General features: G+C 57.3%; 12 protein-coding genes. 6 read left to right on the top strand and 6 right to left on the bottom strand.

The features are described 5' to 3' along the window. Nucleotides 1-171 precede the first annotated feature (171 nt). The 4 genes from WA922_RS09100 to WA922_RS09085 all read left to right on the top strand — a co-directional run bounded on the left by WA922_RS09100 (nucleotide 172) and on the right by WA922_RS09085 (nucleotide 5,614). Nucleotides 172-2,022 (top strand): ABC transporter transmembrane domain-containing protein, encoded by a 1,851-nt coding sequence (locus tag WA922_RS09100; protein WP_424771381.1) that lies wholly within the window; start codon nucleotides 172-174, stop codon nucleotides 2,020-2,022. 140 nt (nucleotides 2,023-2,162) lie between these two features. Continuing rightward, nucleotides 2,163-4,367 carry a M13 family metallopeptidase gene (locus WA922_RS09095; protein WP_424771380.1) on the top strand — a complete coding sequence of 735 codons (2,205 nt, stop codon included), beginning with the start codon at nucleotides 2,163-2,165 and terminating at the stop codon, nucleotides 4,365-4,367. 101 nt (nucleotides 4,368-4,468) lie between these two features. After that, nucleotides 4,469-5,275: an undecaprenyl-diphosphate phosphatase gene (locus WA922_RS09090; protein WP_424771379.1), complete on the top strand. Its 807-nt coding sequence runs from the start codon at nucleotides 4,469-4,471 to the stop codon at nucleotides 5,273-5,275. Between the two features lie 84 nt (nucleotides 5,276-5,359). Further along, on the top strand, nucleotides 5,360-5,614 hold the full coding sequence (locus WA922_RS09085) for a hypothetical protein (protein WP_424771378.1): 255 nt from the start codon (nucleotides 5,360-5,362) through the stop codon (nucleotides 5,612-5,614). A 15-nt stretch (nucleotides 5,615-5,629) separates the two neighbouring features. Here WA922_RS09085 and phhA read toward each other — a convergent pair whose 3' ends face one another. Then, nucleotides 5,630-6,520, bottom strand: a complete 891-nt coding sequence (gene phhA, locus WA922_RS09080; protein WP_424771438.1) for a phenylalanine 4-monooxygenase — start codon at nucleotides 6,518-6,520, stop codon at nucleotides 5,630-5,632. A 119-nt stretch (nucleotides 6,521-6,639) separates the two neighbouring features. Between phhA and ppk2 the strand changes: the two genes are divergently transcribed. Further along, nucleotides 6,640-7,419, top strand: coding sequence for a polyphosphate kinase 2 (gene ppk2, locus WA922_RS09075; RefSeq protein ID WP_424771377.1), 780 nt, complete (start codon nucleotides 6,640-6,642; stop codon nucleotides 7,417-7,419). A 20-nt stretch (nucleotides 7,420-7,439) separates the two neighbouring features. On the opposite strand, the gene WA922_RS09070 is transcribed toward ppk2, so the two are convergent. Genes WA922_RS09070 through WA922_RS09050 form a run of 5 tightly spaced genes read right to left on the bottom strand, consistent with a single transcriptional unit; the run spans nucleotide 7,440 to nucleotide 11,861 of the window. After that, the gene (locus tag WA922_RS09070; protein ID WP_424771376.1) at nucleotides 7,440-8,681 is read right to left on the bottom strand and encodes an acetyl-CoA C-acetyltransferase; all 1,242 of its coding nucleotides are present in this window, start codon (nucleotides 8,679-8,681) and stop codon (nucleotides 7,440-7,442) included. Further along, nucleotides 8,678-9,922, bottom strand: coding sequence for a CoA transferase (locus tag WA922_RS09065; RefSeq protein ID WP_424771375.1), 1,245 nt, complete (start codon nucleotides 9,920-9,922; stop codon nucleotides 8,678-8,680). The genes WA922_RS09070 and WA922_RS09065 overlap by 4 nt, the downstream gene beginning before the upstream one ends. After that, nucleotides 9,922-11,094, bottom strand: coding sequence for an acyl-CoA dehydrogenase family protein (locus tag WA922_RS09060; RefSeq protein WP_424771374.1), 1,173 nt, complete (start codon nucleotides 11,092-11,094; stop codon nucleotides 9,922-9,924). The genes WA922_RS09065 and WA922_RS09060 overlap by 1 nt, the downstream gene beginning before the upstream one ends. A gap of 44 nt (nucleotides 11,095-11,138) precedes the next feature. Next, a complete protein-coding gene (locus WA922_RS09055; RefSeq protein ID WP_424771373.1) occupies nucleotides 11,139-11,432 on the bottom strand; it encodes a hypothetical protein in 294 nt (97 codons plus the stop codon). Between the two features lie 33 nt (nucleotides 11,433-11,465). Further along, entirely contained in the window at nucleotides 11,466-11,861 is a 396-nt protein-coding gene (locus WA922_RS09050) for a hypothetical protein (RefSeq protein ID WP_424771372.1), read from the bottom strand. A gap of 156 nt (nucleotides 11,862-12,017) precedes the next feature. Here WA922_RS09050 and recQ point away from each other — a divergent pair, with 156 nt between their 5' ends. Further along, complete coding sequence (gene recQ / locus WA922_RS09045) at nucleotides 12,018-13,838, top strand: DNA helicase RecQ (protein WP_424771371.1); 1,821 nt, start codon at nucleotides 12,018-12,020, stop codon at nucleotides 13,836-13,838. Nucleotides 13,839-13,857 lie beyond the last annotated feature (19 nt).

Genomic DNA, 13,857 nt, shown 5'->3' with positions numbered 1-13,857 from the left:
CTGCTACGACCGGGGAAAACCGGTCGCCTTGTTTATTGTGCACTGCACCATGCGCCCAATCAGCCAGATAGGCAAATTTTCTTTGCTCACTTTGCCGAACATCATGGATAAACCGGACCAAATCATGCCTACACGGTAGATTTCGCAAGGCTATCTCCCTATTTCTTAGGCATGAGCGGTGAAGAGAGCGTGGCAGATGGGCAGATGGCCGGTAGTAAGCGGCCATTATCCGGTCGTAAAAAGTCGGCAGCGTTGGATCGTAAAGCTGCCAGAACGCTCGGCCCGCTAAAAATGATCTGGGCTGAACTGGCCCATTATCCGGCCAAAGTCGCTCTCGCCTTGGTGGCCTTGGTGATTACCGCTGCGGCGACATTGGCCATACCTTACGGTTTCAAGCTGATCGTGGATGATGGCTTCGCTGCGGGCGGCGATCTGGATCAGATCGGTACTCTTTTCAAAGGATTGCTGGCGGTGGTTGTGGTGCTCTCCGTCGGCACGGCGTTACGGTTCTATTTTGTCAGCTGGCTGGGCGAGCGAGTGGTCGCCGATGTAAGGCTTAAAGTGCAAGCCAATTTGCTGCGTTTGGGCCCCGCCTTCTATGAAGAAAACAGCCCCAAAGAGATCAGTTCACGAATGACTGCCGATACGGCCCAGATTGAACAGGTTGTCGGAACCACGGTGTCAGTGGCAATTCGGAACGTCTTGATGGGAATGGGCGGTATTGCGATGTTGTTCTGGCTGGCACCGCGTTTGACCGTCGGTTTGCTGCTGGCGATCCCGCTGATTATTGTTCCGATCGTATTGTTCAGCCGCAGATTGCGCAATATCTCGCGTAGCAGCCAGGACCGTGTGGCGGATATTGGTTCAATGACTTCCGAAACGCTCGGAGCGATGAAAATTGTCCAGGCATTCAATCAGGAAAGCCGTGAGAAATCACGCTTTGCAGGGGCAGTAGAAGCGACTTTCGATACGGCCAAGCGCCGGATTTTGCTGCGTTCTGTTATGACGTCGATCATTATCCTGTTCATTTTTGGATCAATCACGATGATCATGTGGCAAGGTGCCATCGGGGTGAGCACGGGTGCTATTTCCGGCGGCACTATTGCTGCTTTCGTGCTGGTTGGCGGGCTTGTGGCAGGCGCGTTTGGCGCCCTGACAGAGGTTTATGGCGATCTGTTGCGCGGTGCCGGTGCGGCCAGCCGCCTCAATGAATTGCTCAATGCCAAACCTGGTATTGCGCCGCCGCCTCGCCCACAGGCTTTGCCCGAACCTGCGCGTGGGAGCCTGTCGTTTCGCGGGGTTACATTCCGCTACCCCACACGGCTGGAAACGCCCGCCATTCAGGATTTCACGCTGGAGGTAGAGCCGGGCGAAACGGTCGCCATTGTTGGCCCTTCTGGCGGCGGCAAGTCAACTATTTTCCAATTGGCAGAGCGGTTTTATGATCCGCAGGCGGGTTCCATCCGGATAGACGGTGTACCGCTAACCAGCGCCGACCCGGCGGATATCCGCCGCCGGATTGCTCTGGTTCCGCAAGACGGCGTTCTGTTTTCTGCCAATGCGCGCGACAATCTGCGTTACGGCAATTGGGAGGCAAGCGACGACCAGATTTGGGACGCGGCGCGCGCTGCCAATGCAGAACATTTCCTGCGCGATTTACCAGACGGCCTCGACACGTATCTGGGGGAAAGCGGCACTCGGCTGTCGGGTGGGCAGCAGCAACGCATTGCTATTGCGCGCGCCTTGCTGCGTGATGCCCCCATATTGCTGCTTGATGAAGCGACGAGCGCGCTTGATGCGGAAAGTGAGCAATTGGTCCAGCAGGCGCTCGACCGGCTCATGTCCACCCGGACAACTTTGGTGATTGCGCACCGGCTTGCAACAGTGCGTAATGCTGACCGGATTATCGTGCTGGAAGATGGCAGGATCGTCGAACAGGGTTCGCATGCCAATTTAACCGACGCTGGCGGGTTGTACAGCCGTCTCGCCGCGCTGCAATTCACCTCCAGCGAGACAGTGTGACGTGTCTTTATCGACCAACTGCAATTCTGGCCGATGAACCGCATCGCGCTGGTACGCTCTGCGCTATCAAGGCGCTCGCCGAACCAGTATCCAATTCCGTATCGCGCGCAGCGAATGCGGCCGCTTAGGGAGCACAAACTATGATCCACAGAGTTTTAACCGCTGGCACCAGCGCATTGGCGTTTATGATTGCGGCACCGGCCTTTGCCGACGACCATCCGCACCAGCATGTGGCCGGCGAGATCAAGGACTGGCTGACGGACGAAGCTGAAACCACCGGCGCGGCAGATGCGAATGATACCGCCGAAATTGCCACACCGACAATGAGTTTTGGTGAGTGGGGCGTTGACCCTGCGTTGATCGATAATGACATCCATCCTGGCGATGATTTCTTCGCGCACGTCAATGCCAAATGGCTCGCCGCGAACCCGCTGCCGCCGCAATATTCCCGGTTTGGGGCATTCAATCTGCTGCGCGAGAAATCGACCTCCGATGTCAAAACGCTTGTCGATGAACTGGTGGCTGCCGCCCCTGCTGCGGGCACCAGCGAGCGCCGGATTGTTGATGCGTATAATGCGTTTTATGATACGGACGCAATTGATGCGGCTGGCCTGACCCCCGCCTACCCCTATCTGACCGAGATTTTCGGGGCGACATCGCTCGAAAAACTGGCTGTTTTATGGGGCAAGCCCGGATATAGTTCGCCCGTTGGCGGATTTGTCACTGTCGATCAAAAACAGCCCGATACGTATACGGTCTATGTTTTCTCCGGCGGTCTCGGCCTGCCTGACCGTAGTTATTATTCTGATAGTAGCGAAAAGGGCAGGGAAATCCAGGCGGATTACCGCGCCTATCTATCGTTCCTGTTCAAAGAGGCAGGGTATGCCGATCCGGATGGCACGGCTGTTGCAGTCTATGCGTTTGAGGAAAAAATTGCGTCGGATATTGAATGGGACCGTGCTGTGCGCCGGAACCGTGATTTGAGCTACACCGCTTTCACAACCGACGAGCTGGTGGCTCTTGCGGGTGACTTTCCCATTGCCACCATGCTGGAAAATACGGGTCTGAATGCGTCTGAGAAGTTCGTCCTGACACAGGTCCCACCGAGCGCAGAACGCGCTGAAGAGCTGGGCCTTGACGCAGAAACACTGGCCAAGATCGGCAAAGGCACCCCAGGGATGTTTGCACTGCTCGCCAATACCGATGTGGCGACATTGCAGGCATGGACGACGGCACGTTTTCTGTCCGGCAATGCAGACGTGCTGCCAACCCGGTTCGATGATGCAAACTTCGCCTTTTACGGCCGGACATTGAGCGGACAGCCGGAACAGCGCGAGCGGTGGAAGCGGGCGATTTCAGAAGCCGAAAGCCATTTGGGCGAGGTACTCGGCAAAAGCTATGCCGAGCGGTATTTCCCGGCGGAAAACAAGGCTGCAATGGACGAGCTGGTGGCCAATCTGCGGCTCGCTATGGGCCAGAGCATTACCGATATTGAATGGATGAGCGAAGCGACAAAAGCCGAAGCGCGGGCCAAGCTGGACAGCTTCGATCCCAAGATCGGTTACCGTGATAATCTGGAAACCTATGAGGGCCTGACCATTGTCGGCGATAATCCGCTGGCCAACCGGATGGCCGCGGCACGGTGGGGTATGGAAGACAATGTCAGCAAGCTGGGCAAGCCGATTGACCGGACCGAATGGGGCATGTTGCCGCAAACTGTGAACGCCTATTACAACCCGTCAAAGAACGAGATCGTTTTCCCGGCAGCGATCTTGCAGCAACCGTTTTTTGGCATGTCGGTTGATCCGGCGGTCAATTACGGCGCGATTGGCGGCGTGATTGGTCACGAGATCGGCCACGGCTTTGATGATCAGGGCAGCAAAAGCGACGGCACCGGTAAATTACGCAATTGGTGGCAACCCGAAGACCTTGAAAACTTTGAGGCGCGCGGTGACAGGCTGGCTGCCCAATATGACGCGTTCTGTCCGCTCGACGATGGAGAAACCTGCCTGAATGGCCGGCTGACACTGGGCGAGAATATTGGTGATGTAGGCGGACTGAGTTTGGCCTATCGCGCCTATAAATTATCACTCGGCGGTCAGGAGGCACCGGTTATTGACGGGCTGACCGGCGATCAACGCTTTTTCCTCGCCTGGGCACAGGTCTGGCGGGCGCAAAACCGTGAAGAATCGATGCGCCAGCGCATTCGTGTCGGGCCGCATAGTTTGGAAGAGTTTCGGGTAAACGGCGTGGTCCGGCAAATGGATGCCTGGTATGAAGCTTTCGGCGTTTCGGAAGATCACGCCATGTATATCCCGCCAGAAGAACGCGTTCGTATCTGGTAGGGGATAATACTGGCCGCACAGGCGCCCCGCCTCCTTACAGGGAAGCGGGGCGGTTTGTTTTTGATTTGACAGATGTGCCCGGATGATCATGAGGCTACCGCATGGATCAGACAATCACTGCAATCTTGCTGGGCATTCTGGAGGGGCTGACAGAGTTTCTGCCGGTTTCATCCACCGGGCACCTTATTCTGGCGCAATCCTTTTTCGGGTATGATCCCGAGCGTTGGCGCCAGTTTAACATCGTAATCCAGCTCGGTGCGATTTTGGCAGTCGTGGTCGCCTATTGGTCGACTTTCTGGAATATGGGTATGGGCCTGCTGCGTCAGGAAGAACAGTCTTTCCGGTTCGTGCGGAACATTCTGCTCGCCTTTATTCCGGCGGCAGTGATCGGGTTGATGGCGAAAGATGCGATCGATGCGATGCTAACCAGTCCGATGATTGTCGCGGTTGCGCTGGTGGTTGGCGGAGCCGCGATCCTGGTGCTTGAAAAAACCATTACGCCAAAGGCGGATACCGGTGTCGCTGCGCTCAGCTGGAAAATGGCGATCGGGGTGGGCTTTGTCCAATGCCTTGCGATGATCCCTGGAACGAGCCGTTCAGGAGCAACCATCATGGGGGCATTGGCGATGGGTGTGGGCCGAAAAACTGCCGCCGAGTTTTCGTTTTTCCTTGCAGTGCCCACAATGATCGGCGCAGCGACAGTAAAAATTCTGGATGAGCCTGCCTTGCTGGCCGGCGAGGCATCGGTTGGCTGGACAGAGATTTCGCTCGGCTTCCTCGCGGCTTTTGTGGTCGCGCTGGCCGTGATCAAGGCATTTGTGGCCTATGTCAGCAAGCACGGATTTGCGCCATTTGCATGGTATCGTATCGTCCTGGGCTGCTTTGCCATTTACTGGTTTTCGGCTTGAGCCTGTCTGCTTTTTGGAACCGAACCGGTGCACCCGCCGTTCCTTTTTACGGTGTCTAGGTTTCAAAGGTTCAGAGATAGCGTAATGGGTTTGGCCATATTATTTGCAATCGGAAGTATCCTCGGGTGGCTGTCCTCGATCATCTTTTCGGCGGACACTAGCCGCGCGGTTCTGATTGACGTTGTATCCGGCGCGCTCGGCGCGCTGGTTCTGGGAATGGCCTTAACGACCAATTCATTGCTGGAAGAGATCAGTGCCAACACATTTCTGTTTGGTTGTATCGGCGCGGTAGCGGGCCTTGCAGCCGCGCATGCGGTCCGCCGGATGAGCATTGGCTAGAGTAAGGATACTGGATCAGACGGGGGCGGCTCCGCTGCCCCGGCCACCGCGCAACAAGTATTCCTGCGTACCGCGATTGACCACATAATCGACATCGATCACCGCCGAATTGGCGTAGGTGAATGCGGGCGGGAGGCTGGTATATAACCGGTCGAAATCGCGCTCAACCGTTTGCCGGAACAGATCGGCAAAGCTCTCAATGACAAAATAGGTCGGCTGCAAATCGCTGATGACATAATCGGTCCGCATGACGCGGTCCACATTCAGCATGATCCGGTTCGGGCTCGCCGCTTCGACTGCAAATTTCGCTTCTGCCGGCCCAGACAATATGCCTGCGCCATATGCGCGGATATCATCGCCTTCCATAATCAGGCCAAATTCGACAGTGTACCAGTAAAGCGCGCCCAGAGCTTTCAAGCGATTATATTTCATCGCCTTCCAACCGGCTTTGCCATATTCCTGCATATAATCGGCATAGATCGGATCGGTCAGCATCGGCACATGGCCAAAGACATCGTGAAAGACGTCGGGTTCCTGAATATAATCAAATGTCTCACGCGTGCGGATAAAATTGCCTGCGGGAAACCGCCTATTGGCCAGATGCCAGAAGAATAGGTGGTCGGGGATCAGCATCGGTACGGGCACCACGCTCCATCCGGTGAGCCTGCCCAATTCTTCCGATAATCGCCCGAACTCAGGCACGCCGCCCCGGCTCAGATCCAGCTTGTCGAGCCCGTCCATAAATGCTGTGGCGGCCCGTCCCGGCAATATACCCATTTGGCGGGCAAACAGCTCGTCCCAGATGGCATGATCCTCAACGCCGTAATCCGCTTGTTTGGGTTCCAGCCAGTCTGCTCCCAAATGTGCGGGCTTATGCAGAGGCGCCGTGAAAATATCTGCCGACATTTCAGGCAAGGCGGTAAAATCTGTCCGAGTTTCTGTTATGCTATTCATCGTTTTATCGGATACCATCTGCCGGGTCCCGCGTCACGCAAAACGCGCCCGCTGGCCGGGAAGGAAAAATTTTGGCTAAACTTAAACGGAAACAATATGACGCATTGCTTGAACCGCTGGAGCAAGAGCTGGTCGCGATGGCGCGCTGGGCGCGGCACACAGGCGCACGTATATGCGTGATTTTTGAAGGGCGTGATACGGCAGGAAAAGGCGGGGCGATCCGCGCGGTGAGCCAGAGGCTGAACCCGCGCCAATGCAGGATTGTTGCGCTCTCCAAACCCAGCGAACAGGAAATGACCCAGTGGTATTTCCAGCGATACACCGCGCATCTGCCCGCCGCTGGGGAGATCGTTCTGTTCGACCGCAGCTGGTATAACCGCGCGGGCGTGGAAAAAGTGATGGGTTTCACCGAAGATGCGAAAGTTGAACGGTTTTTGAAAGAAGCCCCCACCTTTGAAAAGATGCTGACCGATGATGGGATCTTGCTGTTCAAATATTGGCTGACGACCGATCAGGAAAAACAGGAAGAGCGATTGGCCGAACGGCTCGAAGATCCGCTGAAACGCTGGAAGCTGTCCTCCATCGATCTTGCCGCACGGGAAAAGTATGATGCCTATACGCAGGCGCGCGAGGCGATGCTGGCGGCGACGCATAGCGATCACGCGCCGTGGACTTTGGTCAATTTTAACGACCAGAAGCGCGGGCGGTTAACGCTCTTACGCAATCTGCTCGACCGTCTGCCAGACACCCATATCGAACCGCCCGAACTGGTTTTTCCTGATCTGGAGCATGTGCCGATTGCAGAGAGTTTCTGCGTGTTGCAGCCGATCAAGGAATATCCGCTGGATTGAGCATGTTTTTGGTGAGCGGTTTAAACCGCCCGTTCAAACAGCGCGGCAATTCCCTGTCCGCCGCCGATGCACATGGTCTCAAGACCAAACCGCGCGCGTGTATCGGCGGGGCGGCGGTGCATTTCGTAAGCCATATCGGCCAGAATGCGCCCGCCGGTTGCGCCAATCGGGTGGCCGAGCGAGATGGCTGATCCGTTGACGTTGAGCATGTCCATCCGGCTGTCATTCTCGCTCCAGCCCCAGCCTTTCAGAACGGCCAAGACCTGCGGAGCGAAGGCTTCATTCAGCTCGACCAGACCTATATCCTTCCATGACGTGCCGGTTCGCGCAAACAGACGTTCAACGGCCGGAACAGGACCTATCCCCATCCGCGCAGGGTCGCAGCCTGCCGCTGCCCAGCTATCGAACCATAGCAACGGTTCCAGGCCGAGTTCCTCCAGCTTGTCTTCCGCAACCACCAGACAGGCCGCCGCTGCATCATTTTGCTGGCTGGCATTACCGGCAGTCACCACAGCCTCAGAGTTGGTCTTGCTTTCGATCGCGCGCAATGCGCCAAGGCTGTCCATACTCGCATCTGCGCGGTAGCCTTCGTCGCGCGCGAAAGTCACCGGATCGCCGCGCCGCTGCGGTATTTCTACCGGCACCAATTGCGCGTCAAACTTGCCAGCGTCCCATGCAGCGGCAGCATTTTGATGGCTGCGTACAGCATAGGCGTCCGATGCTTCGCGGCTGATGCCGTAATCCTTGGCGAGGTTTTCAGCGGTTTCGATCATGCCGCTGATCACGCCGAAGCGTTCAATCGGCTGGCTCATCAAGCGGCCGCGTATCAGGCGGTCATGCAGGGTGAGTTCACCAAAACGGGCCCCTTTGCGAATAGCGGTGGAATAATGCTCAACATTGGACATGCTTTCAACGCCGCCGGCAACCACGACATCGGCGGCACCGGTCTGGATCATCATTGCGGCATTGATAATTGCTTGCAGGCCCGAACCGCAGCGGCGGTCGAGCTGGTATCCGGGCACTTCGATAGGCAGGCCCGCCGCGAGCCAGCTCCACCGGCCAATGGCGGGTGCCTCCGCGCTCCCATAGCCTTGACTGAACACCACATCATCTACCCGCGCCGGGTCAATCCCGCTGCGATCCATCAACGCTTTCAGGATCACTGCGCCCAATGCGCCCGCTTCCAACGGAGCAAGAGAGCCAAGAAATTTCCCAACCGGTGTCCGCAGGGGGTGTACGATGGCAACGCGTCTGAGAGTCATGATCGTGTCCCCAGAGTATCGGCGTCGCTGGTGGCGACAACGCCTTCATCGATCAGTTTGCCGATAGCGCCCGTTCCAAGGCCCAGCCGCTCTGCCAGTATTTCTTCGCTATCGGCTCCTAAATACGGGGCTGAATGCGGGGCGCCGCGCTCTCGCTGTGGCATATTCGCAAACGGGCCAGGTGCAGGGTAGCGGAATCCGCTGGGATTTTTCGGAGACTGACCAAATAGCGGGTTGTCATCCACCAGAACCCGATCATTCGCTGCCTCGTGCATAGTGCGGTAGCGTTCAAAAGTCGTGCCCGCCCGCGCCAGTCGCTCGGCCATGACGTCATAATCGAGCGTATCAGCGACGCCTTGAAACACGGCAAATAATTCATCTCGGTGAGTGAAGCGGTTGTGATCGCTTTGCGCAAATTCGACATTATGTGCCGCTTCAATCGCCGCGACTTGAGGTGCGATATCAAACGCCTCGACCAGTCCGGCCCATTGTTTGGATGTCAGCGCAGCAACCATAAAACGTTTGCCATCACGGCTCATGAAATCGCGCCCGAATGCACCCCAAATGGCGTTGCCCAGCCGTTCCCGGTCGCTCCCGCGATACAGCATTTCCGCCATCGCGCCGCTATTGGCGACCGTGCCAATGGCGACATCGCCTAGCGGTATACGCAGCTCGCTACCTTCGCCGGTCATATCACGGTGACGCAACGCCGCCAGCAATGCGAATGCGGTATAGGCACCGCAAATGAAATCCCATGCCGGCAGCAATTGATTGACCGGGGGCGCCGTGTCAGCATCCCATTCTGCGGGGCCTGTCATCAATGGATAGCCGCTGGCCGCGTTCACGGTAAAGTCCATCGCCTGGCGGCCATCGCCCCAGCCCATAATCCGCGCGGTGATGATATCCTCTCGCGCAGCTTTCAGCGCGGCATGGTTGAGGAAGCTCTTTTCCGGCACATTGGTGATCAGCTGGCCGGTTTTGGCGGCGAGTTCCTGCACCAGTTCCCGGCCCTTAGCGGTACGCATATCGAGCGCGACGCTTTTCTTGGCCCGGTTGAGATTTTCCCAACTGAGCGAGCGGCCTTCTGTGGTTAATTGGTAACGGTCATAGTCAAGACCCCCACCGATCTGGTCCACGCGAATGACTTCTGCCCCCATTTGCGCGCAATATAATCCTGCCGTGGGTGATGCGACGAAGCTGGAAACTTCAATCAGCGAAAGCCCGGATAAAAGCTGGTACATCAGGCAATTATTCCGGCGGCGAAATTGCGCAGCATCTGTTTGGCGATGACCAATTGCATAATCTGGGTGGTCCCTTCATAAATCCGGTAAATGCGGGCATCGCGGAAAAACCGTTCGGCCTCATATTCAGCCAGATAGCCGGCGCCGCCGTGAATCTGAACGCAGCGGTCGGCCACCCGCCCGCACATTTCCGAAGCGAACATCTTGGCACTGGCACATTCGATGATGGCTGTGCCGCAATTGGCTTTTGCGCTCGCATCGCGCAGCATACACTCGGCTGCGTAAATCTCCGCCTCACTATCGGCGAGCATCGCTTGAATGAGCTGGAACTGCGCAATCGGCTCGCCAAAGGCTTTGCGTTCATTGGCGTATCTGACTGCGGTGTCGAGCATCCGGCGGGCATAGCCGCAGCTGGCGGCAGCGACAGAGAGGCGCCCATTATCCAGGCTCTGCATAGCGGTTGCAAAGCCGCGCCCCTCCTCTGCGCCGAGCAGGGCACTACCGGGTATTTTCACATCGTCGAGATATATATCAGCAATATGGCTGCCGCTTTGCCCCATTTTGCGATCAGCTTTTCCGATCGTAATCCCGGCTGTGTCCATATCGACGAGAAACGCACTGATATGCGCGTTTTTGGGCAAGGCTGCGTCATGGGTTCGCGCCATGATCAGGCCCAGTTTCGCGTGCGGTGCGTTGGTTATGTACCGCTTCGAGCCGTTCAGGACATAACCATTGCCTGCACGCTTCGCGGTGGTGGCCATCGCGGCACTGTCAGAACCGGAACCCGGCTCTGTCAGGCCGAAACACGCAATTTCTCCGGCTGCCAAACGCGGGAGCCATTCGGTTTTCTGCTCCTCGGTCCCTGAATTTTTGAGCGCCGAACACACCATGCCAAGATTGATTGACGCCATTGAGCGATAGGCTGGCATCGCATAGCTCAGCACCCGAACCGTTTCGGTATATTGCGGGATATTCATGCCCGATCCGCCATATTCTTCGGGCATCGTCAGGCCAAAAAGCCCCATTGCGCGCATTTCGTCCACCAGATCAGCGGGGATCATGTCATCGGCGATCACTTGATCTTCCGCCGGGATTAACCGCTCGCGTACATAGCGTTGCAGCTGGTCAATAAACTGGCCGAAGGTTTCTGGGTCCATACCGGCATTGGCCATCGTTCGTTCCTCTGTGATCAAACTGCAAAAGGTGATCGGGCGACCTAATCGTTGACTGGTATGCCCTCGCCGACAGGCTCGCCGGTTCGGTCTGGCGGTGCCTGCGCCTCTGCCTCCTGCGGAAGACGCTTGGCCTCGATCATCGCGGCTGCTTCGTCGAGTGCTTTGGCTTCGCCAACGCTGACACCGCCCGGTCCGGGGTCATTATCGGAGGCGCCGCAAGCAGAAAGCAGCAGCAGCGCGGCCACAGGTATAATCATGTTCATCGCATCACCATAGCGTGATTGCGGCAAAGGAAAAGCGGGCGTATCGTCAGAACAATTCGCCCGCTTCCACATATCAGCACCGTTTTGAGCAGCGCCGGGCAGTGCTTACATCTTGTCCTTTGCGCTATCAGCGGCTTTATCGATCATCTCATTGGCTTTTGCTTTGGCAGCGTCACGTGCAGTATTTTTCACGTCTGTACCTGCAGCAGCGGCGGCAGCTTTCACATCCGCTGCAGCGGCAGCAGCGGCATCGCCGGCCACATCAGCTTCGGCCGCCACCTCTTCCGCTGCGTCCGTAGCGGCGGTTTGCGTAGCGGTTTCTTCGCTGGCCACTGCATCAACCGTTGGCACGTCGGCTTCGGTAACGCTCTCCATAGCGTCATCAGCAGCAACTTCTACTGTGTCGGCTTCGGCTTCGACCGATGCATCATCAGCACTGCCACAGGCTGCCAGAGCCAGAGCGGCAGTTGAAGCGAATGCGGTATATGCAAATTTTTTCATGGATATGCTCCCGTGTTAAATTGGGCCGCTCGGGCAGTTCGGAATTGAACGCGCAACCGGCATGCGCACTTTAGACGAGCATTACGCCCCTGGCCAAGTGCAAATATGTGGGTAACGGGATGGGCGCATCCTCATTGGTCTGGCAAGAGGCGGCGGATGAACACCGATATTCCGCCAGTCAGTGACAGGTCTGACGCTCTCAAAGCAGCCCGCGAAACATTGCGGGCAATATTTGGGTTCGATGCATTTAGAGGCCGTCAGCCAGACGTTATTGCGCGCATTCTGGATGGGCGGTCGGCGTTGGCCGTGATGCCGACAGGCGCGGGCAAATCGCTTACGTATCAATTGCCCGCCACAATGCTTCCGGGCACCTGCATCGTGATCTCGCCGCTCATTGCTTTGATGCACGATCAATTACGCTCTGCCAGGGCAAATGGGATTCGCGCAGCGACGCTGACTAGCGCCGATGCCGATTGGCGCGAGACGATGGATGCATACCGCGCAGGTGAACTGGATTTGCTGTATGTGGCCCCTGAACGCGCCAGTCAGCCAGCGTTCTGTGACTTGCTAGCCGCTGCGCCGATTGCTTTGTTTGCTATCGATGAGGCGCATTGCGTGTCGGAATGGGGGCATGATTTCCGGCCCGATTATCGCCAGTTACAGCAGCTGATGGACCGCTTTCCCGATGTTCCGCGACTGGCATTGACCGCCACGGCAGACCAGCGGACCCGCGCGGATATTCTGGCGCAGCTCGGTATCCCAAAAGAAGGACTGGTACTGGCCGGATTTGACCGGCCCAATATCCATTACGCGATCCGCCACCGCGATAATCCGGTACGGCAAATTTCTGCCTTGATCGATGAATTGCCGGGGCCTGGAATTGTCTATGCGACCACGCGCCGCAAGGTGGAGGATCTCGCCGATAAACTTGGCGCAGCGACGGGCCGCCCTGTTCTGCCCTATCACGCAGGCCTTCCAACAGAGCAGCGCGCAGCCAACCAGGCCGCGTTTGTGGCGTCGGAAGAGATGGTGATTGTCGCCACAATCGCGTTTGGTATGGGCATTGACAAACCCGATGTCCGGTTCGTTGCGCATGCTGGCATACCCAAATCAATCGAAGCCTATTATCAGGAAACCGGCCGGGCGGGCCGCGATGGTGATCCGGCGAAAGCGGTCATGTATTGGGGCGCAAGCGATTTTGCACAGGCGCGCCAGCGTTTGGGGGATTTGCCGCAAGAACGGCTGAAAGACGAGCGTGCGCGGCTCGATATGCTGGCAGCTTTGGTGGAAACACCCACCTGCCGCCGCGCCGTTTTGCTCGCTCACTTCGGGGAAGCCCCGTCTGCTGATTGCGGCAATTGTGACAATTGCCTCAATCCGCCCGGGGTTACGAATGTTACCGAAACGGCGCGCAAACTGCTCTCTGCCGTATACCGCACCGGCCAGAGTTTCGGGTTCGGCCATTTGCAGAAAGTCCTGACCGGCAGCCGCGACGGGCGTATTGTGCACAAAGGGCATGATGCGCTGAGCGTATACGGCATCGTGGATGAGGACGAAGCGCGGTTGCTGCAACCTTTGTCACGGGCGCTGCAAGCGCGCGGGGCCCTCGTTGCAACCGAGCATGGGGGGCTGGCTCTGGGCGGGGATGCCAAGGCCATTCTGAAAGGCGAGCAAGAAGTCGAGATTGTCATTCCTCCCAGGCGTGTCGGACGGCGAAGTAACAGAGGCGGTGCGGCGCCCCATGTGGCGAGCAACCCAGTGGGCAATCCGCTGTTTGATGCGTTACGCGAACAGCGCCGCGAACTTGCCGAGCAGCTTGGTGTTCCGCCCTATGTGATTTTCCATGATGCCACCTTGCGCGAATTTGCCCAGCACAAGCCGGGCTCTCTTGCCGAATTATCGAATATTACTGGCGTGGGCGCAAAAAAGCTGGAGGCTTATGGTGATACTTTCCTGGCGGTTATCCGGCAATTTTGACAGCATTGCCCGCAGACCC

The organism is Pontixanthobacter sp. (assembly GCF_049682855.1).
GTDB lineage: Bacteria > Pseudomonadota > Alphaproteobacteria > Sphingomonadales > Sphingomonadaceae > Pontixanthobacter.
The sequence above is the reverse complement of the archived record's forward strand: the minus strand, read 5'-3'. Positions and strand labels throughout refer to the sequence as shown.

Bases quoted from the DNA above. Each gene is read 5' to 3' on its own strand.
- WA922_RS09060 (WP_424771374.1), bottom strand. From the start codon at position 11,094: ATGGCCAATGCCGGTATGGACCCAGAAACCTTCGGCCAGTTTATTGAC.
- phhA (WP_424771438.1), bottom strand. From the start codon at position 6,520: ATGTCGGCAGATATTTTCACGGCGCCTCTGCATAAGCCCGCACATTTG.
- recQ (WP_424771371.1), top strand. From the start codon at position 12,018: ATGAACACCGATATTCCGCCAGTCAGTGACAGGTCTGACGCTCTCAAA.
- WA922_RS09095 (WP_424771380.1), top strand. From the start codon at position 2,163: ATGATCCACAGAGTTTTAACCGCTGGCACCAGCGCATTGGCGTTTATG.
- WA922_RS09085 (WP_424771378.1), top strand. From the start codon at position 5,360: ATGGGTTTGGCCATATTATTTGCAATCGGAAGTATCCTCGGGTGGCTG.
- WA922_RS09100 (WP_424771381.1), top strand. From the start codon at position 172: ATGAGCGGTGAAGAGAGCGTGGCAGATGGGCAGATGGCCGGTAGTAAG.
- WA922_RS09065 (WP_424771375.1), bottom strand. From the start codon at position 9,922: ATGTACCAGCTTTTATCCGGGCTTTCGCTGATTGAAGTTTCCAGCTTC.
- WA922_RS09055 (WP_424771373.1), bottom strand. From the start codon at position 11,432: ATGTGGAAGCGGGCGAATTGTTCTGACGATACGCCCGCTTTTCCTTTG.
- WA922_RS09050 (WP_424771372.1), bottom strand. From the start codon at position 11,861: ATGAAAAAATTTGCATATACCGCATTCGCTTCAACTGCCGCTCTGGCT.
- WA922_RS09090 (WP_424771379.1), top strand. From the start codon at position 4,469: ATGGATCAGACAATCACTGCAATCTTGCTGGGCATTCTGGAGGGGCTG.
- WA922_RS09070 (WP_424771376.1), bottom strand. From the start codon at position 8,681: ATGACTCTCAGACGCGTTGCCATCGTACACCCCCTGCGGACACCGGTT.